The 21,347-nt window shown below is 73.3% G+C and carries 25 protein-coding genes; 13 read left to right on the top strand and 12 right to left on the bottom strand.

Annotated elements, in window-relative coordinates; genetic code table 11:
* Positions 1–36: 36 nt before the first annotated feature.
* The 3 genes from AB0M46_RS00805 to AB0M46_RS00795 all read left to right on the top strand — a co-directional run bounded on the left by AB0M46_RS00805 (position 37) and on the right by AB0M46_RS00795 (position 2,630).
* On the top strand, positions 37–867 hold the full coding sequence (locus tag AB0M46_RS00805) for a class I SAM-dependent methyltransferase (protein WP_363332073.1): 831 nt from the start codon (positions 37–39) through the stop codon (positions 865–867).
* Positions 868–884: 17 nt separating this feature from the next.
* On the top strand, positions 885–2,132 hold the full coding sequence (locus AB0M46_RS00800; RefSeq protein WP_363332072.1) for an aldehyde dehydrogenase family protein: 1,248 nt from the start codon (positions 885–887) through the stop codon (positions 2,130–2,132).
* A 174-nt stretch (positions 2,133–2,306) separates the two neighbouring features.
* Complete coding sequence (locus tag AB0M46_RS00795) at positions 2,307–2,630, top strand: STAS domain-containing protein (protein ID WP_363332113.1); 324 nt, start codon at positions 2,307–2,309, stop codon at positions 2,628–2,630.
* A gap of 13 nt (positions 2,631–2,643) precedes the next feature.
* Here AB0M46_RS00795 and AB0M46_RS00790 read toward each other — a convergent pair whose 3' ends face one another.
* From AB0M46_RS00790 to AB0M46_RS00765, 6 genes are all read right to left on the bottom strand, one after another.
* Entirely contained in the window at positions 2,644–3,315 is a 672-nt protein-coding gene (locus AB0M46_RS00790) for a FadR/GntR family transcriptional regulator (RefSeq protein WP_363332071.1), read from the bottom strand.
* 19 nt (positions 3,316–3,334) lie between these two features.
* Complete coding sequence (locus AB0M46_RS00785; RefSeq protein WP_363332070.1) at positions 3,335–4,162, bottom strand: amidohydrolase family protein; 828 nt, start codon at positions 4,160–4,162, stop codon at positions 3,335–3,337.
* Positions 4,159–5,082, bottom strand: a complete 924-nt coding sequence (locus AB0M46_RS00780) for an aldo/keto reductase (RefSeq protein WP_363332069.1) — start codon at positions 5,080–5,082, stop codon at positions 4,159–4,161. Before AB0M46_RS00780 ends, AB0M46_RS00785 begins: the two co-directional genes overlap by 4 nt.
* Positions 5,079–5,831 carry an SDR family oxidoreductase gene (locus tag AB0M46_RS00775; protein ID WP_363332068.1) on the bottom strand — a complete coding sequence of 251 codons (753 nt, stop codon included), beginning with the start codon at positions 5,829–5,831 and terminating at the stop codon, positions 5,079–5,081. Before AB0M46_RS00775 ends, AB0M46_RS00780 begins: the two co-directional genes overlap by 4 nt.
* A gap of 105 nt (positions 5,832–5,936) precedes the next feature.
* On the bottom strand, positions 5,937–6,632 hold the full coding sequence (locus AB0M46_RS00770; protein ID WP_363332067.1) for a siderophore-interacting protein: 696 nt from the start codon (positions 6,630–6,632) through the stop codon (positions 5,937–5,939).
* An 83-nt stretch (positions 6,633–6,715) separates the two neighbouring features.
* Positions 6,716–6,919, bottom strand: coding sequence for a hypothetical protein (locus AB0M46_RS00765; RefSeq protein ID WP_363332066.1), 204 nt, complete (start codon positions 6,917–6,919; stop codon positions 6,716–6,718).
* A gap of 158 nt (positions 6,920–7,077) precedes the next feature.
* On the opposite strand from AB0M46_RS00765, the gene AB0M46_RS00760 reads away from it, so the two are divergent.
* From AB0M46_RS00760 to AB0M46_RS00740, 5 genes are all read left to right on the top strand, one after another.
* Positions 7,078–7,929 carry an aldo/keto reductase gene (locus AB0M46_RS00760; protein WP_363332065.1) on the top strand — a complete coding sequence of 284 codons (852 nt, stop codon included), beginning with the start codon at positions 7,078–7,080 and terminating at the stop codon, positions 7,927–7,929.
* A 94-nt stretch (positions 7,930–8,023) separates the two neighbouring features.
* On the top strand, positions 8,024–8,383 hold the full coding sequence (locus tag AB0M46_RS00755) for a YciI family protein (RefSeq protein ID WP_363332064.1): 360 nt from the start codon (positions 8,024–8,026) through the stop codon (positions 8,381–8,383).
* A gap of 52 nt (positions 8,384–8,435) precedes the next feature.
* Positions 8,436–9,692, top strand: coding sequence for an RNA polymerase sigma factor (locus tag AB0M46_RS00750; protein ID WP_363332063.1), 1,257 nt, complete (start codon positions 8,436–8,438; stop codon positions 9,690–9,692).
* Positions 9,693–9,947: 255 nt separating this feature from the next.
* Positions 9,948–11,552, top strand: a complete 1,605-nt coding sequence (locus AB0M46_RS00745) for a methyl-accepting chemotaxis protein (RefSeq protein ID WP_363332062.1) — start codon at positions 9,948–9,950, stop codon at positions 11,550–11,552.
* Positions 11,553–11,561: 9 nt separating this feature from the next.
* The gene (locus tag AB0M46_RS00740; protein WP_363332061.1) at positions 11,562–12,629 is read left to right on the top strand and encodes a substrate-binding domain-containing protein; all 1,068 of its coding nucleotides are present in this window, start codon (positions 11,562–11,564) and stop codon (positions 12,627–12,629) included.
* A gap of 160 nt (positions 12,630–12,789) precedes the next feature.
* Here the strand turns inward: AB0M46_RS00740 and AB0M46_RS00735 are convergent, their stop codons facing one another.
* Positions 12,790–13,605 (bottom strand): tyrosine-protein phosphatase, encoded by an 816-nt coding sequence (locus tag AB0M46_RS00735; RefSeq protein ID WP_363332060.1) that lies wholly within the window; start codon positions 13,603–13,605, stop codon positions 12,790–12,792.
* A gap of 111 nt (positions 13,606–13,716) precedes the next feature.
* Positions 13,717–14,118 (bottom strand): DUF1003 domain-containing protein, encoded by a 402-nt coding sequence (locus tag AB0M46_RS00730; RefSeq protein WP_363332059.1) that lies wholly within the window; start codon positions 14,116–14,118, stop codon positions 13,717–13,719.
* A gap of 73 nt (positions 14,119–14,191) precedes the next feature.
* On the opposite strand from AB0M46_RS00730, the gene AB0M46_RS00725 reads away from it, so the two are divergent.
* Positions 14,192–14,884, top strand: coding sequence for a GPP34 family phosphoprotein (locus AB0M46_RS00725; RefSeq protein WP_363332058.1), 693 nt, complete (start codon positions 14,192–14,194; stop codon positions 14,882–14,884).
* Positions 14,885–14,981: 97 nt separating this feature from the next.
* On the opposite strand, the gene AB0M46_RS00720 is transcribed toward AB0M46_RS00725, so the two are convergent.
* Complete coding sequence (locus AB0M46_RS00720) at positions 14,982–15,671, bottom strand: lysozyme (protein WP_363332112.1); 690 nt, start codon at positions 15,669–15,671, stop codon at positions 14,982–14,984.
* Between the two features lie 262 nt (positions 15,672–15,933).
* Here AB0M46_RS00720 and AB0M46_RS00715 point away from each other — a divergent pair, with 262 nt between their 5' ends.
* Entirely contained in the window at positions 15,934–16,575 is a 642-nt protein-coding gene (locus AB0M46_RS00715; RefSeq protein WP_363332057.1) for a peptidoglycan recognition family protein, read from the top strand.
* A 101-nt stretch (positions 16,576–16,676) separates the two neighbouring features.
* On the opposite strand, the gene AB0M46_RS00710 is transcribed toward AB0M46_RS00715, so the two are convergent.
* Entirely contained in the window at positions 16,677–17,492 is an 816-nt protein-coding gene (locus AB0M46_RS00710) for a hypothetical protein (RefSeq protein ID WP_363332056.1), read from the bottom strand.
* Positions 17,493–17,761: 269 nt separating this feature from the next.
* Between AB0M46_RS00710 and AB0M46_RS00705 the strand changes: the two genes are divergently transcribed.
* Complete coding sequence (locus AB0M46_RS00705) at positions 17,762–17,941, top strand: DUF3073 domain-containing protein (RefSeq protein WP_363332055.1); 180 nt, start codon at positions 17,762–17,764, stop codon at positions 17,939–17,941.
* Positions 17,942–18,295: 354 nt separating this feature from the next.
* On the opposite strand, the gene sigJ is transcribed toward AB0M46_RS00705, so the two are convergent.
* Positions 18,296–19,183, bottom strand: coding sequence for an RNA polymerase sigma factor SigJ (sigJ, locus tag AB0M46_RS00700; protein ID WP_363332054.1), 888 nt, complete (start codon positions 19,181–19,183; stop codon positions 18,296–18,298).
* A gap of 68 nt (positions 19,184–19,251) precedes the next feature.
* On the opposite strand from sigJ, the gene AB0M46_RS00695 reads away from it, so the two are divergent.
* Positions 19,252–19,626 carry a DUF6220 domain-containing protein gene (locus tag AB0M46_RS00695; RefSeq protein WP_363332053.1) on the top strand — a complete coding sequence of 125 codons (375 nt, stop codon included), beginning with the start codon at positions 19,252–19,254 and terminating at the stop codon, positions 19,624–19,626.
* 111 nt (positions 19,627–19,737) lie between these two features.
* Here the strand turns inward: AB0M46_RS00695 and AB0M46_RS00690 are convergent, their stop codons facing one another.
* The gene (locus AB0M46_RS00690; protein WP_363332052.1) at positions 19,738–20,508 is read right to left on the bottom strand and encodes a hypothetical protein; all 771 of its coding nucleotides are present in this window, start codon (positions 20,506–20,508) and stop codon (positions 19,738–19,740) included.
* A gap of 149 nt (positions 20,509–20,657) precedes the next feature.
* Here AB0M46_RS00690 and AB0M46_RS00685 point away from each other — a divergent pair, with 149 nt between their 5' ends.
* Complete coding sequence (locus AB0M46_RS00685; RefSeq protein ID WP_363332051.1) at positions 20,658–20,798, top strand: site-specific integrase; 141 nt, start codon at positions 20,658–20,660, stop codon at positions 20,796–20,798.
* Positions 20,799–21,347: the final 549 nt, after the last annotated feature.

Genomic DNA, 21,347 nt, shown 5'->3' with positions numbered 1-21,347 from the left:
GCCATATCCGCTTGACCGGCGTGTGAGTCTCGGACCGTGAGCGAATACCTCCGGCTGAACCGGGCGCAGTGGGACGAGCGCGCCCCCGCCCACGCCGCCTCGCCGGGCTACTTCGTGGAGCGGTTCGCCGCGGACCCGGCGTACCTCAGCGACGTGATCCGCTTCGACCGTCCCCGCCTCGGTGACGTCGAGGGCCTGCGGGCCGTGCACCTGCAGTGCCACATCGGTACCGACACGCTCTCCCTGCACCGCCTCGGCGCCCGCGTCACCGGCCTCGACTTCTCCCCGGCGTCGCTGGAGCAGGCCCGCGCCCTGGCCGAGCGGACCGGCGCCGGCGTCGACTTCGTCGAGTCCGACGTCTACGCCGCCCTCGACGTGCTGGAGCCCGGCTCCTTCGACCTCGTCTACACCGGCGTCGGCGCCCTGTGCTGGCTGCCCGACGTGCGCCGCTGGGCCGCGGTCGTGGCCGGCCTGCTGCGCCCCGGCGGCCGGCTGTTCATCCGCGAGGGCCACCCGATGCTGTGGAGCATCGACGAGACCCGCGGCGATGGCGTCCTCGCCGTCGACTACCCGTACTTCGAGCGCGAGGACCCCCTCGTGTGGGACGAAGGCACCACGTACGTGCCGACCGAGACGAAGTTCGTCAACACCGTCACCCACCAGTGGAACCACGGCCTCGGCGAGATCGTCGGCGCCGTGCTCGGCGAGGGCCTCGAGCTCACCATGCTGCAGGAGCACGACAGCTGCCCCTGGGATCCGATGCCCGGCTTCTGCGTCGGCGACGAGCACGGCGAGTACCGCCTGGCCGACCGTCCGGAGCGGTTGCCGCTTACTTACACTCTTCAGGCACGCAAGCGCCCGGTTTGACGAGTGGGGAGTCGGCAGTGGACGTCAACGAGGTAGTGGCCGAGGCCGCCCGCGCGGCGAGGGCTGCCGCCGGTTCCCTGGCCGCAGCCCCGGCCAAGACCATCGACGAGGCGCTGCGCGGCATGGCCCGCCGGCTCGCCGCCGCCCCCGAGCCGATCCTCGCCGCCAACCGCGACGACGTCGCCGCGGCGCAGGCCGGCGGCATGAGCGGCGGCCTGCTCGACCGGCTGCGCCTCGACGAGGCCCGCCTGGCCGGCATGGCCGAGCAGCTGAACATCCTCGCCGACGTCGAGCCGGAGCCGGCCCGCCGCACGATCCGCGAGCTCGGCGGCGGCCTGGTCCTGCAGGAGTGGCGCCGCCCGGTCGGGGTCATCGGCGCCAACTACGAGGCCCGCCCCAACGTCACCGTCGACGTCGCCTCCCAGCTGGTCAAGTCCGGCAACGGCGGCGTGCTGCGCACCGGCTCGGCCGCCCTGGCCTCCGCGATCGCCCTCATGGACGAGGTCGTCGCCCCGGCCCTGGCCGACGCCGGCCTCGACCCGGCCGCCGTGCAGCTCATCCGGGCCCGGGGCCGCGGCTCGGCCGACGCGCTGGTCGCCCAGCCCGGCCTGATCCCGCTGGTCATCCTGCGCGGCAGCGGTGAGAGCACCCGGACCCTGGCCGAGAAGGCCGCCCTGGCCGGCGTGCGCACGCTGGCCCACGCCGATGGGGGCGGGGTGCTGTACATCGACAGCGAGGCCGACCTGGAGAAGGCCTTCGCGCTGATCGGCGCCGGCCTGGACCGCCTCGGCGTCTGCAACCGCCTCAACCTGCTGCTCATCCACCGCGACCGCTACGAGGAGCTGCTCCCGCGGGTCGAGGCCGAGCTGGCCCCGCGCATCGCCGTCTCCCGCCCGCCGCACGAGCACGCCCTCGGCTACGAGTGGGCCCTGGACTCCGACCGCGAGGCGACCGTCACCGTCGCCCCGGCCGACGGCCCGCTGCACGCCGCCCGCCTGGCCAACGACGAGACCTCGGGCCTGGCCGCCGGCATCGTCACCGAGTCGGCCGTCGCCGCCCGCGAGTTCCTCGGCGCCTACGCCGGCACCGGCGCCTTCTGGAACGCCACCACCCGCCTGCTCGACGGCTTCAAGCTGCTCAACGTCCCGGAGACCGGCATCAACATCGATCGCGTCCCCGGGCCCCGCGGCCCGGTCACGTTCCGCGACCTGTCCCTGCGCCAGTACGCCGTCGTCCCCGCCGACCGCCTGGCCGACCTCGACTGACGCTCCGGCGCGGCCCTGCCCGGGGCCGCGCCGAGGCTCCCCCGGGCATGACACTGTGCGTTCGAGTTGCCGCCGGAGTGCGATCGCCGCGCCGCGAAACCGACAATCGTGCACCTTCTCGACCCGTCCGTCCGATGCGGCACCCGCTTTCCGGGCGTACCGTGACGGACGGTGATGCACATGCTGATGGACGAGCTGGAAATCACGACGGTGGCCGACCGGTCGGCGGCGCGCGTGGTGCGCGTGAGCGTGGCCGGGGACCTTGATGCGGCAACGGTACCGCGGCTGCGCTCGGCACTGGCCGCGGCGGTGGCCGAACGCCCGGAGCGCCTGGAACTCGACCTCGCCCGCGTGACGTTCTGTTCCACCGGCGCCGTCACCGAGCTCGACGCCGTGCGGCGCTTCCTGCCCGGCCGGCTCGTCATCACCGACGCCCGGCGGCCGGTGCGGCGCATGCTGGAGCTGTGCGACCTCACGGACTGGCTGCGCGCCAGCTGACCCGGCGCTGGCGTCACAGCGCTCGGCGCAGCCATTCCTCGACGCCGGCCACGTGGATGGAGGCCCACGAGCGGGCCAGGTCGGGCTGGCGGGTGGCGATGGCGTCGACGATGGCCTGGTGCTGCTCGCGGGTGCGGGCCGCGGCGCCCTCCTGGGTCAGGCCCCGCCAGATCCGGGCCCGGGTCGTCGGGCCCGAGAGGCCGTCGATCAGCGAGCACAGCACGGCGTTGCCGGAGCCGGCGGCGATCAGGCGGTGGAACTCCAGGTCGTTCGCGACCAGGGACTCGATGGTCGGTTCGGCGTCGAGCGCGTCGAGCACGTCCTGGAGCTTGGCGATCTCGGCGTCGTTCATGCGCTGCGTGGCGAGGGCCGTGGCGGCGGGCTCCAGGATGCGGCGGACCTCCAGGAACTCCAGGACGGTGTCGTCGCGGTGGAAGTCGACCACGAAGCTCAGCGCGTCGAGCAGGAGGTTGGGCTCCAGGCTGGTGACGTAGGTGCCGTCGCCCTGGCGCACGTCGAGCACGCGGATCATCGACAGGGCCTTGACGGCCTCGCGCAGGGAGTTGCGCGACAGGCCCAGGCGCTCGGCCAGGTCGGCCTCCTTGGGCAGGCGGTCGCCCGGGCCCAGTTCGCCCGAGGTGATCATGCCCTTGATTTTGTCGATTGCCTCGTCGGTCAGTGCCATCGATTCCTCCGCGGCGACTCTACGCCCCGAGATCCAGCCGGTAGACCTCGACGGCGGTGCCGGCGAAGACTCGGGCCCGCTCGCCGGGGCTCACCAGGTCGGACACGGCCGCCAGCACCTCGCCGTAGGAGGCGGCGAGCAGGCAGACGGGCCAGTCGGAGCCGAACATCAGGCGGCCGGGGCCGAAGAGCAGGAGGGCCTCCTCGACGTACGGCCGCAGGTCCTCGCGTTTCCAGCGCTCCCAGTCGGCCTCCGTGACGAGGCCGGAGAGCTTGGCGGAGACGTTGGGCAGGGCGGCCAGGCCGAGCAGGCCGGCGCGCCACGAGGCGAAGCCGCCGGAGCGGATGGGCGGCTTGCCCAGATGGTCCAGGACGAACCGGACGTCGGGCAGCGCGGCGGCGGCCCGGGCGGCGGAAGGCAGCTGCTCGGGGCGGATCACCAGGTCGAAGGTGAGCCCGGCGGCACCCATGCGGCGCAGGCCGGCCCGCACGTCGGCGCGGTCCAGGTAGGCGACGTCCTCGGCCTGGACCTGGGCGCGCAGCCCGACGAGGCGGCCGGCGCCGGGCAGGTCGCGGTAGGTGGGGAAGACGGGGGCGGCCGGGTCGTCCCACGCGACCACGCCGGCGATCCGCGGGTGCTCCTGCGCGTGGCGGAGCAGGAGGGCCGCCTCGCCCGGGTCGCAGCGGCCGCCCTCGACCAGCACCGTGTGCGTCACGCCGGCCGCGGACAGGTCCCCGAGCAGATCCGGGAAGGCGAAGTCGCGGCGGATGGGGGCCAGCGCGGGGGCGTCGAGCCAGTCGTACCCGCCGCCGAGGTGCCACAGGTGGTGGTGCGCGTCGACGATCACAGCAGGCCCCGCCCCTCCAGGAACGCCCAGAGCGCGTCCGCGGGCGGATCGGCGAACCACGAGGCGTTGCGCCGGACCTGATCGGCCGAGTCGGCGCCGACGACGAGCCCGGAGACGGCCGGGTGCCGGGTGGGGAAGGCGATCGCCGCGGCCGGGAGCGTGGTGCCGAACTCGGCGCAGGCCGAGGCCAGCGAGCGGGCCCGCGCCACCACGGGGGCCGGCGCCTCGCCGTACTCGTAGGGAAGGGACGGGCCGGGGACGGGCGAGGCGAGCAGGCCGCTGTTGAAGACGCCGGCGGCGAGGACCGCGACCCCGGCCGAGGCGCAGTCCGCGAGCAAGGGGGCGGCGGGCTGCTCCAGCAGGGTGTACCGGCCGGCGACCAGGACGGCGTCGGGCGTGCACTCGGTGACGATCCGGTGCAGGACGGCCGGGTCCTTGGAGCCGGCGCCGATCGCGCCGACGACGCCCTGCGCGCGCAGCTCGGCCAGGGCCGGGAAGCCGGAGCGCAGGGCGGCCTCCGGGTGGTGCTCGGGGTCGTGCAGCAGGGCGAGGTCGATGCGGTCGAGGCCGAGGCGGGTCAGGCTCTCCTCGATCGAGCGCAGCACCCCGTCGCGGGTGAAGTCCCAGACCCGCCGGTGGGTGCGCGGCACGGCGAAGCCGTCGGCCAGGTCGTCGCCGCCGTCGCCGTCGACGGGCTCGAGCAGGCGGCCGACCTTGGTGCTGATCCGGTACTGCGCACGGGGCCGCCCGCGCAGCGCCCGGCCGAGGCGGCGTTCGGAGAGGCCGAGGCCGTAGTGGGGCGCGGTGTCGTAGAACCGGATGCCGGCGTTCCAGGCGGCGTCGACGATCGCGGCTGCCTCGTCGTCGGTGCGCTCCTCGTAGAGGTTCCCGAGCTGCGCGCAGCCCAGGCCGAGGATCACGGCGCGGCCCGCAGGCGCAGGCCGTGCATGCCGCCGTCGACGGCGAGCACGGTGCCGGTGGTGGCGCCGGCGAGGGGGCTGGCCAGGTAACCGATGGCGTGGGCGACCTCCTCGGCGCTGACCAGGCGGCCGGTCGGCTGGCGGGCCTCGAGCGCGGCCAGCTCGGCGTCGGGGTCCTCGGCCCGGTCGAGCAGGCGGCGCACCCACGGGGTGTCGGCGGTGCCGGGGTTGACGCAGCAGACCCGGATCCCCTGGCGGAGGTGGTCGGCGGCCATGGCGGCGGTGAGGGCCTGCACGGCGCCCTTCGTCGCGCTGTAGAGCGCCCGGTCGGGCAGTCCGGCGTGCGCGGCGATCGAGCAGGTGTTGACGATCGCGGCATGCTTCGAGCGCCGCAGGTACGGCAGCGCCGCCCGGCTGACCCGCACCAGCCCGACGACGTTGACGTCGAAGACCCGGTGCCACTCGTCGTCGGGGTTGTCCTCGACGGTGCCGATGGCGCCGATCCCGGCGTTGTTGACGAGGATGTCGATGCCGCCGAGGCGCCCGGCGGCGGCGGTCACGGCGGCCCGCACGGCGGCGTCGTCGGTCACGTCGGCGACGAAGCCGTCGATGCCCTCCGGCAGGCCGTCGGCGCGCAGGTCGAGGCTGGCGACGCGGGCGCCGCGATCGGCCAGGTGGCGCGCGGTGGCCAGGCCGATCCCGGAGGCGCCGCCGGTGACGACGGCGGCGAGACCGTCGAACTCACGCATGATGGACTCCCATACATCGGATGATTGCTGTCTATCAGTCCGATGCGTCCCTGCGCAAGGGTCCCGTCACGGCGATACATCCGATGTCCTGACGTGGCAGTGACGTTACTCCATGCCGCGCTTGCCCGGGGCCCAGAAGGGTTTGGTCAGCACGCTGCGCCGGGGCCAGCCCCGCTCCCGCACGAGGTGCTGGCGCACGGCCTGCACGGTGCGGGCCTCGCCGGCCACGTAGGCCTGACCGGGTTCCTCCGGAAGATCCAGCCGTTGTACGGCGAGCAGCAGCGCCGTCGAGTCCGCCGCGCCGGCGGCGTCCCGCTGGACCCACGTGACGGCCCCGTCCAGGGCGAGCCGGTCCCCGGGTTCGGCGGTCTCGACCACGGCCCGGCTGCGCGGGCGCTCGGCGGCCGGAAGCGCCCGCAGCATCGGCCCGAAGGCGACGGAGGCGGTCTCCTCGCCGACGAACAGGTGGTAGGCGGCCGGGCGGGTGACGAAGTCGCCCTTGGGCCGGCTGATGAGCACCTCGTCGCCGGCCTCGGCGGCGGCCGTCCAGCGGGCGCCGGGCCCGTCGCCGTGCAGCAGCACCCGCAGGTCGATCGCGTCGCCGGCCCGGTCCCAGACGGAGTAGGTGCGCAGCAGCGGGCCGAGGGCGCTCTTGGGGCCGACGTCGACCCGGACCTGCTGGCCGGCCGTCCACCCGGCGTCGCGCAGGGCGGCGGCCCGCAGCCGGATGTGCCGGAACCGGCCCGCGGCCGCGGTCTCGGTGACGGTCGCGCGGACGAACAGTCTCTCCCAGAGCCTCATGCCCGGGGACGTTACGTTTATCGGCGATATATCGGAACCTGCACCGGGTGCATTGTGGCAATGCACCCGCGCGTGGCTCCGCGTCAGATGTCCTCGTCGAGCTTCGTGCCGCGGCGCGGGTCGCGGATGCTGCGCCCGGTCGAGTCGACCGCGCCCTCGTCCACCTGGCCGCCGCGGGCCAGCTGGTGCTCGAGGCTCTGCTGGCGCTCCGCCGCGAAGCGGGCCGCCTCGCGGGCCGCGGCCTCGGGGCTGTCCGGGTCGATTCCGGTCGGGTCATGCGCGTTCATGCTGCTCACTCCCAGTTGTCACGGTGCAGGGCGTCGGCGGTTGCTGGGTCGGGTCACCTTACCCGCGTGGTTCTGCGCTAATCCATAGGGAATTTCCGCGGGTGGGCACGGGGCTACGTTGAAAGCAGTGGACCGACTCCCGGAAGGAGACCCGACGCATGGCAGAGCACAGCGTGCGCGACGCCGGCCAGATCGACCTCGGCGGCGACCTCACGGTCAATCGGCTCGGGTTCGGCGCGATGCGCATCACCGGCGAGGGCATCTGGGGCGACCCGCGTGACCGCGAGGAGGCCAAGCGGGTCCTGCGCCGGGCCGTCGAGCTGGGCGTGAACTTCATCGACACCGCCGACTCCTACGGCCCCGACGTCAGCGAGGAGCTGATCGCCGAGGCCCTGCACCCGTACCCGGAGGACCTGGTCATCGCCACCAAGGGCGGGCAGGTGCGCCCCGGCCCCGACAACTGGGTGCCCGACGGCCGGCCGGCGCACCTGCGCGAGGCCCTCGACGGCAGCCTGCGCAAGCTGCGGATCGAGCAGATCCCGCTGTACCAGTTGCACCGCCCCGACCCGAAGGTGCCCCTCGAGGACTCGATCGGCGCGCTGGTCGAGCTCAAGGCCCAGGGCAAGATCCGCCACATCGGGGTCTCGAACTTCACCGAGGAGCAGGTGCGGGCCGCGCAGCGCCTCACCCCGGTGGTGTCCCTGCAGAACCGGTACAACGTCGGCGACCGCGGCTCGGAGTCGCTGGTCGACCTGTGCGAGCAGGAGCAGATCGTCTTCCTGCCGTGGGCGCCGATCCACAACCTCGACGGCAACGCCGCGATCGAGGGGATCGCGAAGCAGTACGAGGCCACCACCCGCCAGATCGTGCTGGCCTGGCTGCTGGCCCGCTCGCCCGCGGTGCTGCCGATCCCGGGCACCGGCTCGATCGGCCACCTGGAGGGCAACGTGGCCGCGGCCGCCATCCACCTCACCCCGGCCGAGGTCGCCGACATCACCCGCAACGCGTAGGAAGATTTCTCCGGGCCGCGTGTCGGATCCGGCCCGCCCCCTTCGAGGAGGGGTTGGAAGCCGGGAAGGACCCGCACCCGAAGGAGTCACCGACATGCGCTACGTGATGCTGCTCGAGGCCGCCCAGCCCGCCACGCCCCCGCCCGCCGAGCTCATGGCCGCGATCATGAAGCTCGGCGAGGAGGCGACCGCGGCCGGCGCCCTGCTGGACAACGCCGGCCTGCTGCCGAGCGCGGCCGGCGCGAAGATCACCGTCACCGGCGGCGCCCTGAGCGTCACCGACGGGCCCTTCGCCGAGACCAAGGAGATGATCAGCTACGCCCTGTACGAGACCCGCACCCGCGAGGAGGCGGTCGAGTGGGCGTCGCGCTTCATGAAGCTGCACCGGGACCTGTGGCCGGCCTGGGAGGGCGAGTGCCGCCTGCTGAAGATCATGGGGCCCGAGGACTTCTGAGCGCTCCGTGCGGCTCCCCCCGGGCACCGCAATCCGGTGCGAGAATCCGGGGGTGAGCGGCGCGGACGTGGGGCGGGTCGTCGAGGCGGTGTACCGGATCGAGTCCGGGCGGATCATCGCGGCACTCGCCCGCATCGTCGGCGACGTCGGCCTGGCGGAGGACCTTGCGCAGGACGCGCTGCTCATCGCCCTGGAGCAGTGGCCCCTGCGCGGGGTGCCGGACGATCCCGGTCCGTGGCTCATGGCGACGGCCAAGCACCGGGCGATCGACCTGCTGCGGCGGCAGGAGAACTATCGGCGCAAGCTCGCCACCGTCGGGCGGGACGTGGAGCTGGCCGAGCGGGAGTCCGCCGAGGCCGGGATCGTCGACGCGCTCGACGACCACATCGGCGACGACCTGCTGCGGCTCATCTTCACCGCGTGCCATCCGGCGCTGAGCACCGAGTCGCAGGTGGCGCTCACCCTGCGGATGCTCGGCGGGCTGCGCACCGACGAGATCGCCCGGGCGTTCCTCACCACCGAGGCAACGGTGTCCCAGCGGATCCTGCGGGCCAAGAAGACCCTCGCCAAGGAGCGGGTGCGCTTCGAGCTGCCGCCGGCGTCCGAGGTGCCGGCCCGGCTCGCGGCGGTCCTCGGCACGGTCTACCTGATCTTCAACGAGGGGTACTCCGCGACGGCCGGGGACGGCTGGGCGCGGCCCGCGCTGTGCGAGGAGGCGCTGCGGCTCGGGCGGGTGCTGTGCGGGCTGCTGCCCGCCGAGGCCGAGGTGCACGGGCTGGCCGCGCTGATGGAGCTGCAGGCGTCGCGGGTCGGGGCGCGCACCGACGCCGAGGGGCGGCCCGTGCTGCTGCTCGACCAGGACCGGCGGCGGTGGGACCGGCTGCTCGTCCGGCGAGGGCTGGCGGCGCTGCGCCGGGCCGAGGAGCTGGGCACCCTCGGGCCCTACGGGCTGCAGGCCGCGATCGCCGCCGAGCACGCGAGGGCGCGGACGGCGGCGGAGACGGACTGGGGGCGGATCGCGGCGCTGTACGGGGTGCTGGCCTACGTGGCGCCGTCGGCGGTGGTCGAGCTCAACCGGGCGGTGGCGGTCGGGATGGCCGACGGGCCGGCCGCGGGACTGGCGATCGTCGACGGGCTCGTCGCGAAGGGGGAGCTGCCGGGGTACCCCCACCTGCCGGCCGCCCGCGGCGAGCTGCTCGAACGGCTCGGCCGCGGGCAGGAGGCCCGGGCCGAGTTCGCCCGCGCCGCCGAGCTGACCCGCAACGAGGTGGAACGGGAGCTGTTCAGCCGGCGCGCGACCACGCCCTGAGCCTGCTCGACTCCCGGAAGACGGCGAAGCCGCACCGGACGACGCTGGACGGCACGAGCAACGCGTGCGGCGCCCGGCCCTACGCACCGAAGACGGCGAAGCCGCACCGGACGAGGCTGGACGGCACCAGCAGCGCGTGCGGGGCCCGGAAGGGCCGGGCGCGCGCCGGCCCGGCAACGCCGTCACCGCAACGTGCTCAGGACCGCGACCGCCGCGCCGATGGAGAGGCAGACGGTAGGGCGAGGGGGCGGAGGCGTGGCGGCCGAGAAGCGACGGTGGCTGGCCGACCAGCCGATGGCGCGCAAGCTGATGCTGCTCGTGCTCGTCGGGTGCGCGGTCGGTGCGGTGGTGCTCGGGGCCGGCGCGTACGGGCTCGGGCGGGTCAACCAGCGCGCCGACGAGCTGTACCGCGTGAACCTCGTGCCGTCGGCGCACCTGGCGAAGCTCGACGAGGCGGCGCTGCGGGTGCGCAACGCCGTGGCCAACCTGGCGCTGTCCAACGGTCCGGTGGCCACCAAGGCGTTCGCGGCCGACATCGCGGCCGCCGACGGGGAGGTCGACGCGCAGGTCGCCGCGTACCGCACCAACCTGCACGACGTGCGGCAACGGCAGCTGCTGGACCGGTTCACGATCTGGTGGGGAGCCTTCCGCAACATCCGCGACCACCGGCTGCTGCCGCTCATCGAGGCGGGGGACGTGGCCGGGTTCCAGCAGGCGTACCTCGGCGACGGCGAGACGGTCGCCGGCAACGCGATCGGCGCCCTGCAGCAGCTCATCGCCTTCGAGCAGGCGAGCGGGCGGCACGGGGCCGCCGAGGCCGCGCGGGCCTACCGCACGGCGTGGATCGCGATGGGGGCGGCCCTGCTCGCCGGGCTCGTCGTCGCGATGGTGCTCAGCCGGTACGTCACCGGGCTGGTCGTCCGGCCGATCCGGCGCGTGCACGCGGTCCTGACCGCGGTCGCGGCGGGCGACCTGACGGCGCAGGCCGACGTCGCCCAGCGCGACGAGGTCGGCGAGATGGCCCGCGCGCTCGGCGCCGCCACGGCCAGTACCAGGGAAGCGGTCCGGTCCCTGGGGGACAACTCCGCCACGCTCGCCGCGTCGGCCGAGGAGCTCGCCGCGATCAGCCGCCGGATCGGGGGCAGCGCGACCGAGGCCGACAGCCGGGCCGGCGACGTGGCCCGCACCGCCGGCGCGGTCAGCGAGCACGTGGCCGCGGTGGCCGGGGGCGCCTCCGAGATGGGCGACGCGATCGAGGAGATCTCCCGCAACACCGCCCACGCGGCCAGCGTCACCGCCTCGGCCGTGTCGATCGCGGCCGCTACCAACGAGACGATCGGCAAGCTCGGCGCCTCCTCCAGCGAGATCGGCGAGGTCGTCAAGGTCATCACGCAGATCGCCGGGCAGACGAACCTGCTCGCGCTCAACGCGACCATCGAGGCGGCCCAGGCGGGGGAGTTCGGCAAGGGGTTCGCGGTCGTCGCGCAGGAGGTCAAGGACCTCGCCCGGGAGACGGCCCGGGCCACCGACGACATCGGCCGCCGGGTGCAGGCGATCCAGGTCGACACCGAGGAGGCGGTCGCGGCGATCGGGCAGATCGGCGACGTGATCGCGCAGATGAGCGAGTACCAGAACGCGATCGCGGCGGCGGTCGAGCAGCAGGCGGCGACGGCCCGCTCGATGAGCCACAGCGTCGGCGAGGCGGCCGGCGGCTCGACCCGGATCGCGGGCACCATCGCCGGCGTCGCCGACGCCACTGCCCAGACCAACGAGGGCGTGTCCAGCACCGGCCGGGCGGTCGACCAGCTCGCCGCGATGGCCTCCGAGATGCGGGCGCTGGTCGCCCGGTTCACGTACTGAGGGGCACCCTTGTCCGTTCGCGCACTGCTGGCGGTACCGCTGCTGCTCCTGGCCCTGCTCGCCGGGTGCACCGAGAGCCTGACCTCCCCGGCGGAGTCCGGGCCGCTCGCGCGGGTGGCGCTGCTGCTGCCCGAGCTCAAGGCCAGCCGCTACGAGGCGGGGGATCAGCCGTACTTCGCCCAGAAACTCTCCGAGCTGTGCCCCGGCTGCACGGTGGACTACCGCAACGCCGAGCAGCACGCGGCGACCCAGCTGCAGCAGGCCAAGGACGCCCTCGACCAGGGGGCGAAGGTGCTCGTGCTGGCCCCGGTCGACAGCGTCGCGGCCGGCGACATCGTGCGCGCCGCCAAGGCCCGGGGCGTGCCCGTCATCTCCTACGACCGCCTGGTGCTCAACGCCCCCGTCGACTACTACATCTCCTTCGACAACGCGAAGGTCGGCACGCTGCAGGCGGCCGCCCTGCTGCAGGCCCTCGGCGCCAAGGCGGGCCAGGGCGAGATCCTGTGGATCAACGGCTCCCCGACGGACAACAACGCGACGATGTTCAAGCAGGGCGCCCACGCGGGCCTCGACGGCAAGGTGCGCGTCGCCGCCGAGTCCGACACCGCCGAGTGGAACCCGGACAACGCCAAGGCCTGGACCGCCCGCATCCTGCCGACGCTGCGCGGCCGGAGCATCGTCGGCGTCTACGCGGCCAACGACGGCACCGCGGGCGCCGCCATCGCCGCCATGAAGGCCGCCGGCGTGCCGCAGGTGCCGGTCACCGGCCAGGACGCGGAGACCGCGGCGCTGCAGCGGATCCTGGTCGGCGAGCAGTACATGACGGTGTACAAGGCGATCCGCACCGAGGCCGAGACGGCCGCGACGCTGGCCAACGACCTGCTGCGGGGCCGGCACCCGGCCGGGACCACCGCGGTCGGCAACGGCGCCGGGCAGGTGCCGTCGATCCTGCTCGACCCGGTGACGGTCACCCGGGACACGATCGCGAGCACCGTGGTGAAGGACGGCTTCGTGACCCCGGGCGCGCTGTGCGCGGGCGCCTACGCCGACGCCTGCCGGGCCGCCGGCATCGCGTAGCGGTGCGGGCGGATCACCCCCGTTTGTCCCAGTGACCCGCCCGCAGGTACAGACACGCGCCGGCCGTCGACGAGGTTGCGCGGTCCCGGTTGCGGAAACCCGACACAACACGACGCGCCGCCGGACCGGGGTCCGGCGGCGCGCCGCGAGGTGCGATGGGTCAGACGAGCAGGCGGGCCTTGATGGCGGCGATGTTCGCGTCGGACAGCAGCAGGCCCTGGTGCAGGTAGGCGTCGAAGCTGCCGTAGATGTGGTACAGCTCGGCGAACGCGGCGCGCAGCCAGGCGACCTGGACGGCGTCGGAGCGGCCGAGGTAGGTGTTGCTGAGCAGGAAGTCTGACTCGACGGTGCCCGCCGGCACGCCGAGCAGGGTCAGCAGGACGGCGGTGGCCCAGCCGGTGCGGTCCTTGCCGGCCGAGCAGTGGTACACCACCCCGCCCGAGGTGTTGCCCGCGATCGCGAGCAGCGTGTCGCGGAAGGCGTAGTCGGCGCCGATGAAGTTGACCATGAACGGGTAGCCGATGGACTGGCCCAGGTCCGACGAGCCGGACAGCAGGCCCGCGGCCAGCGCCGCGGCCAGGGTGCCGATCGCGTTGTCGTGGAAGCGGATGCCGTGGCTCAGGGAGGCGACGTCGGCCACCTGGTAGGCCACGCCGGCGGGAGCGTGGTCCGGCGCGTCGTTGCGCTCGGAGACGTTGCGCAGGTCGACGTCCCGGTTGATGCCGTGGTCGATGACCACCTGCCACTCGGCGGCGGTCAGGTTGCTGAGCTTGTTGGACCGGAAGACCACACCGGTGCGCACGGTGTGGCCGTCCGCCGTGGTGTAGCCGCCGACGTCGCGGAAGTTGGTCGCGTTGGCGAGCCCGAGCGACCGTTCCCAGGTCGCCGCGGGCGCCGCCGCCGCGGGGGTGGCGACGGCGGTGCCGGCGAGCACCGCGGCCGCGAGGGCCAGGCAGGCCCGGCGAGTGATCCCCATGTGGCCGTACTCCGTTCGATGGGTGGGTTGAGCAGCCGCGCCCCATATAGCCGGATTCGAGTGACGGGCATCTATCGCCTGGCCTGCCGGTGGGTGACGCTTGCGCGCCGGTCAGGGCTTGGAGGGGGCACTCGCCTCATCGAGGAGCCGGCGGTGCAGCTCGGTGGTGAGCACGTGGATGGCCCGGGTCAGCTCCGTGTTGGTCTTGAGCTCCAGCTCCTGCTCGTGGAAGTCGTGATCGGCCTTGGCCTGCTGGAACGACGCCTGCCGGTTCTGGCCGATCATGACGAAGGTGGACAGGAAGATCGCTTCCAGGGACACGACCAGGGTCAGCGTCGGCCACGGATTGCGCTCAATCCACAGCATCCAGACGGCGAAGAGGATGACGTGGACGTACACGAACCACATCGATCCGGCGAAGGCCGTGATCGCGTCGGCGACCCGCAGCTGGAGGCTGGCCGCGCGCTTGGCCTGGTGTGCGGAGACGACCGGGTGGTGTTGGGGGCTCGTCATGGGCAACAGTGTCCGTCCTGGGTCGGAAAAAGGGGGGATAGGGGTTCTGGCCGCCGCGCGCTAACGTCCAGCCATGGGAACCTCCGTTGCGCTGCCCGAAGAGCTGCTCCTGCTCGCCTACGACGACGAGTCGGGGCGGGCCACCGGCTCCACGATCGGGCTCGACCTGGCCATGGCGGCCGCCGTGCTGGTCGAGCTGGCCCTGGCCGGGCGGCTCGCCTACGGCGACGGGACGATGCTGGTGACCGACCCGGCGCCGACGGGTGAGCCGATCGCCGACGAGGTGCTGGCCCGGGTGGCCGCCGACGCCCCGCACACGCCGGCGTCCTGGGTGCAGCGGCTGCGGCACGGGCTGCGCGAGCGGGTGCTGGCCGACCTGTGCGCGCGCGACGTCGTCTGCGACGTCGACGAGACGGCCATGGACGGCTATGTGCACCTGCACCGGTACCCCACCATCGACCCCTCCGTCGAGGCGGGCATCCGGGAGCGGCTCAGCCGCGCGCTCGTCGGCGACGAGACGCCGGACGAGCGGACCGCCGCGCTGGCGACGCTGGTCGCGGCGGCCCGGATGGAGCCGACGCTGGGGCTGCCGGCCGAGGAGGCGGCGGCCGCGCACGGGCGCCTGCAGCAGATCAGCGACTTCGCCGGGTTCAGCGGGTCGGTGAGCATGGAGGAGTCCTCGATCCGCCCGTCGGTCGCCCTGGTGGTCGCGGTCCTGGTCAAGGCCATCCAGACCGCTCTGGGCACCGCCAAGCCGACGGCCTGAGGCTCGCTTCGAGGTCGGACCGGCCCTGCAGGTCGGTGCGCAGGCCGGCCCGGAGGGGCGAAGCGCCCTCCGGGCCGTTGTGCGTCAGCGGGGTGCGTCAGCAGGGGCCGTTGCAGGCCAGGACCTTGAGCCGGTCCAGGGCGCCGTTCCACTGGTTGGAGTCGCCCGCGAAGGGGCCGCTGCTGGAGTACTGCCAGAAGGACCACGTCGGGGCGCCGGCCGGGAGGGTGCCGGGGGTGCTGGTGTAGCGGGCGATCCACAGCGGGGAGTTGGCCCAGAAGCCGCTGTAGTTGCCGGTGCAGGTCGTCCACCAGTCGGTGGTGGTGTAGATGACCGCCCAGCGGCCGGTCTTGGTGTGGTACTCGTTGAGGAACGAGCGGATCCAGCTCTGCATGCCGGCCTGGGACAGGCCGTAGCAGGTGGCGCCGTAAGGGTTGTACTCGATGTCCAGGGCGCCCGGCAGGGTCTTGCCGTCCTTGGACCAGCCGCCGCCGTGTGCGACGAAGTAGTCGGCCTGGGCGGCGCCGGTGCCGCCGTTGGGGATCGCAAAGTGGTACGACCCGCGGATCATGCCGATGTTGTAGGAGCCGTTGTACTGCTGGGCGAAGGACGGGTTGGTGTAGTACGTACCCTCGGTCGCCTTGATGTAGGCGAAGCGTGAGCCGGCGTTCCACTGCGCCTGCCAGTTGACGTTGCCCTGGTAGCCGGACACGTCCTGTCCGTAGGTGACGGTGGCCGCCGAGGCGGGGTTGCCGGTGAGGAACGTGGCGACCAGGGCGGCTGCCATGGACAGCGCCGCCAGTGCGCCGAGCCGTCGAAGGGTCACGATGCGCCTCCTCGTGGGGGGTGGGGGTCGGCCCTTTCGGTAAAGAGCTTCGCCGATTAGCTCACGCCCGTGGGAAACTTTCAAGAGACGAACATCGAAGTTTGCGGAAAGATCTGAGCGATGAACGTCAATGGACATCGTGTGCTGAACAGGTGTAGTGTGCGCCGCTGTAGGAAGATTACAGAAAGTTGTCGATGTCGTAAATTGCCAACCGGAGGTCGCCGTGGCTCGACTCACCCGCCGTGCCGCCCTGCGCGGCGCCGTCCTGCTCGGTGGGGCGGCCGCCGGTCTCGCCGCGCTGCGGCCCGCCGGGGCGGCCGTGGAGCAGGTCTCGATCGCCAGCTGCGGCGCCTGGGGTGCCCGCCCGCCGTCCGGGCCGCTCACCATCGACCAGCACCGCCCGAACAAGATCGTCGTGCACCACACCGCGATGGCCAACTCGACCGACTTCTCGCAGGCGCACGCCTTCCAGAACTCGCGGGACATCCAGAACCTGCACATGGACACCAACGGCTGGGTCGACAGCGGCCAGCACTTCACCAACAGCCGCGGCGGCTGGCTGACCGAGGGCCGCAACGGGAGCCTCTACGCGCTGCTGCACGGCCGGACCATGGTGCAGGGCGCGCACTGCGTCGGGCAGAACGACCAGGCCATTGGCATCGAGAACGAGGGCACCTACCTGACCGAGCAGCCGCCGGCGGCGCTCTGGAGCAGTCTGGTGGCCTTCTGCGCGTTCACCTGCCAGCAGTACGGCATCGCGCCCACCGAGATCTACGGGCACAAGGACTTCAACACCACCCAGTGCCCGGGACTGCTGCACGACCGCCTGCCCGAGCTGCGCTCCGCGGTGGCCGCACGTCTGTGAAAAGCTCCGCGGTGGCCGCAGGTCTGTGAAAGCTCCGCGGTGACCGCACGTTTGTGCAAAGCCCGCGGGGGGCGCAAGAGTCGCCCCCCGCGGGTCGTGCGTCAGGCGCCGCCGTTGAGCACGGCGTAGATCGACGCCGGCGGCTCGACCACGTCGGCGCCGGTCGGCGCGGCCGGGACGGTGGCCTTGCCGTAGTTGCTCACCGTCAGCTTCAGCTGGTGCGCCGCCTTGTCGCCGGCCGCCGGCACGTCGATGACCAGCTCGGAGAGCTGCCCGTCGGCGCCGAGGGTGGCGGTGAACGGCACGCTGGCCGCCTTGTCGCCCAGGGCCTTGATGACCTCTTCGTCCGTCACGGGGGACTTGTCGCCCTTGCCCAGGTCGAGGGTGCCGGTGAACTTCTTGTCGCCGGCGGCCTGCACGCCCTGCGCGCTCTTGAGCAGCGCCGCGATGCCGGTCAGGTCGGCGTCGTCGGCCTTGAGGCTCAGGTCCTGCGAGTCCTTGATCTTGGAGCGGTCGACGTGGATCCACTTCTTGCCGTTGAGCAGTTCCAGGCCCGGCACGGCGCCGGCCGCCGCGCCCATGTCCATCTTGAGGTACGCCTCGGGCTCGAGCACGAGCAGTTCCATCGAGAACTTCATGTCGGCGTCGGTGCCGGAGATCTTGATGTGCGCGTGCTTCTTCGGCGCGTCGATCGAGCCCGAGCCGGCGCCGTCGCGCGCGGTGAAGGCGACGTCGTAGACGCCCTTGTCGTACTCCTTCAGGGACCCCAGGAGGGTTTCCTTCGGGTCGGCCGGCTTCGAGCTGGCGGCCGCGGCCGGGGTCGAGCCGTCGCCGGCCTTGTCGCCGCAGGCACCGGCGGCGAACACGACGGAGACCGCGGCGAGCAGTGCCGCGCTCCGTCCCCATGCAAGCTTCATCGGATTCTTCCTGGAAGGGGGTATGAGCCGCCGCAGCGTACAGTCCCGCGGCCCCGGTGGTGGGCCGTTTCCGGTGTTGCCTCCCGTCATGTACCCGATTTCACACAACCGGGGGGCCGGCCCGGCTCGCCCTGGTTTCCTCCGTGATGTCCGGTGGTCACCGTCCGTTCCCCTTCGCGACACCGCCAGGGGACGTTCGTCGATGAGCGGGGGGCCGAGCTATTGTGGTCGGCACGGATGACGCTTGAGGGATGCTCACGGGGGCACACATGGGACGCGGACGAGCCAAGGCCAAGCAGGCGAGGATCGCGCGAGAGCTGAAGTATTTCAGCCCGCCCACTGATCTGACCGCGCTCCAGCACGAGCTGGCCGGCGTGCCACACGCCGTGGACGACGACCCCGACGAGGCCTACACCGACTACGAGCGCGAGGAAGCCCCGTCGCGCTGACGTCCAGCCGGGATGCACAGCCGGCACCGTGATCGCCCTCAGCCGCATGTGGGGGCGTTCATGCGACGGCTGATGGGGATCATCCGGCGGCGACCACCGTCTGAAGCGGGCTTCACCGACGCGGGCGAGACCCCTGGGGACCATCCGGCGGCGGCTCGCCGGCGTTGGGCGCCCGGCGGTGGCCCGAAACACGGCGGCCACCGCCTGGAAGCGGGCTTCACCGACGCGGGCGAGACCCCTGGGGATCATCCGGCGGCGGCCCGCAGGCGTCGAGCCCCGGCGGCGGCCCGAAACACGGCGGCCACCATCTCGAAGCCGGCTTGACCGACGCGGGCGGGACCCCGCCTGCGTGCGTCAAGCCGCCCTGAGTGACCGGTCGGCACCGCTGGGCGTCCACGCCCGGAGCTTCTCCGGGTTGCGGACCGCCCACAGGCGGTTGATGCGCCCGTGTGACACGGCGAAGGCGATCACCGCCACGATCTCGCCGTCGCGCTCGGCGACCAGGCCCGGCTGGCCGTTCACCGTGCGCTCCCGCAGCGTCATGGCCGGGACCCAGGCGGCGAACTCCACCGCGAAGCGGGCCAGCCGGGCCGCGCCCACGATCGGCCGGGGCAGCGCGTTGACCAGCCCGCCCCCGTCGACGGTGCCGACCGCGTCCGGGTCGAGCAGCCAGACGAGGGCCTCGATGTCCCCGGCCTCCCACGCCTGCCTGAAGTCCCGGACCAGCGCCGCCTGCTCCGCCGCCGGGAGCGCGGCGGCCCGCGGCGCCTCGACGCGGCGGCGGGCCACCGAGGCGAGCTTGCGGCAGGCCGTCGGCGTGCGCCCGACGATCGCCGCCACCTCGGTGAACGAGTACTTGAACACGTCGTGCAGCACGAACGCGACCCGCTCGGCCGGGGTCATCGACTCCAGCACGACGAGGAACGCCATGCTTACCGACTCGTCCAGCGTGACCCGGTCCGCCGGGTCGGCCGCGCCCGGGCCGGGCAGCGGCTCCGGGAGCCACTCGCCCACGTAACGCTCCCGCCGGGCCCGGGCCGAGCCGAGCACGTCGAGGCAGATCCGCCCGGTGACCGTGGTCAGCCAGGCCCCCGGCGACGCGATGTCCGCCCGCTGCCCCGGGGTGAGGGTGTACCACCGGGCGAACGCCTCCTGCACCACGTCCTCGGCGTCGGCCAGCGAGCCGAGCAGCCGGTACGCGAGGTTGATCAGCTGCCGCCGCTCGTCGATCGGTTCGCTCATACCAATCTGACGAGGCGGCGCCCCGAAACGTGACGTCACGTTTGCGCGGGTTGCGTCGTCGTACGGACATGCGTAAGGCTTTCGCCGCCCTCGCGGCACTCCTCCTGTTGATCGTCGTCGCCCAGTTCTTCTTCGCCGCGAGCGGCGCCTTCGGCGACTCCTATGCCGCGCACCACGCGCTGGGCTACGTCATCTTCCTCGTCCCGGTCGCGATGATCGCCGTCGCCGTGCCGGCCCGGGTCCCGGGCCGGCTCATCGCCCTGTCCGCCCTGATCTGTGTTCTGACCAGCCTGCAGGTCCTCATCGCGGTGGCCGCCAGGGCGATCGGCGAGGACTCCGTGGCCGGGCGGCTCGTCTTCGGCCTGCACGCCCTGAACGCCCTCGCGATGCTGGCCGTCACCTGCTGCATCGCCTACCGGGCGCGCGCCCTGGCCGGATCGTAGGCGGGTGAAAAGCCGGACGGCCTGCTCGCCCCCGGGCGCGCGCCGTAGCCGGACCGTTGGCGGGTGACGGGCCGGGCGGCCGGATCGTAGGCGGGTGACGGGCCGGGCGGCCTACTCGTGGGGGAGCAGGTAGCGCCAGTTCAGCTGGGCGCGGCGGCCGTCCGGCAGCCGGAAGACCGGCCACTGGGACAGGTCCGGGTGCGGGACGGCGCGGATCAGCGCGCGGGCCTGGCGGTCGCGCAGGTCCATCCGCGCCACGAACTCGTTCTTGCCCAACTGCGGCACCGGCACGCCCTGCGGCCACGGGCGCAGCGTCGCCGTCGTCGGCTGGGCGGCGTCGATCAGGGTGACGACGACGCGGACCGCCTCCGGCTGGAACCGGGTGCCGGCGCGGTTCACCCGGTCGCGCAGCTGGGTCAGGTGGTCCAGCAGGGCGTAAGCCGGCGGGGGGTACGCGCGGTCGCGGCGGGTCTCCTCCAGGCCCTCGAACGACCCGGAGTACCTGCGGCCGTTGTCGCGGGCGGTGATGACCGTCGAGGGGACGTCGGCGACGATCGGGGCGCCCGGGCGCCGGCAGGCGTTGGCCGGGTCGCGCAGCACCGTGGTGGCGTGGGTGCGCAGGGAGCGCACCTCGGCGCCGTTGATCCGCAGGCGGCGGGTGGCGTCGGCGATGAGCAGGCCGTCGTCGTAGGCGACCAGGCGCGGGGCGCGCAGCATGGTCCAGCCGGCCGGGACGAAGCCGCCGACCAGCTCCCAGGTCAGCATCGGGCGCGGCTTGCGGCCGGCCTCCGGGTCGTCGGCGGCGACCGCGGCCGCCGCGCCGCCGACCGCGGTGGTGAGTCCGACGGCGCCGGCCGCCACGAGCAGGCTTCTGCGGTTCATCGTGCAACGCTCCCGATCGTTCCCGGGCCCGCGCTCCGGGCCAGCCGTTGCATTCAACGACAATTCGGGCAAAAGGGTGCAGTCACCGACGCGCAGCGCGGCGGCCGCTGGCCTGGCCAGGTCACCTGGCCGCCGCGGCTGGGGTGCGCATGTCGCGGATGCACCCGCACATGCTGCGCCATACCTTCGTCACGACCGTGCTCGACGCTGGCGTCAGCGTCCGCGACGTGCAGATCGCCGCCCGCCTCGCCGACCCGCGAACCACCATGCGCTACGACCGGGGCCCGTAACAACCTCGACCGGCACGCCAACTAGATCCTCGCCGCGTACATGGCCTCCGGCACGTAGGCGAAGCTCGCGACTCTGCCGATGCGTGCGTATGCACTGAAATGCTCCGCCGGTGGGGCGTTGGGATGGTGCTCGACCTTTCGCAGGCTTCGGTGGAATTGACAGCCGGCCGGACGTGGCAGATGCAAGAACCGGCTGCGATACGCTGCCGATAAGCGCGGATGGCGGCCGATTGTTCGACGCGTTGCCGCACTGGCGGGCCGGCGTGACGGCGGCGGTGGCGTTGGTGCGCGGCGGCCAGCGCGGGCGCGTCCGGTCTCTGCGGCGCCGCCCTTGCGGTCCGGCGGTGCGGGGTCGGTGTGGTCGGCGACAACCCGGTCGACGGGGTGTTCGGCGGGGTGTTCGGCCTGTTCGGGCGGTAGCGTCGGCGGGACCGGCGGGGGAACCGGCGCTGGGGCCGGGTCGGACCGGGCCCGCCGATCGTCGGCCGTGGTCACCGGCGGGACGCCACCATGGATGCGGCGCAGCTTCTGGCCGTGCCGCTGAGCAAG

The sequence above is a fragment of the Dactylosporangium sp. NPDC051485 genome (assembly GCF_040682015.1).
Classification (GTDB): Bacteria; Actinomycetota; Actinomycetes; order Mycobacteriales; family Micromonosporaceae; genus Dactylosporangium.
Note: the sequence above shows the minus strand (reverse complement) of the source record. Positions and strands in the feature narration are given on the sequence as shown.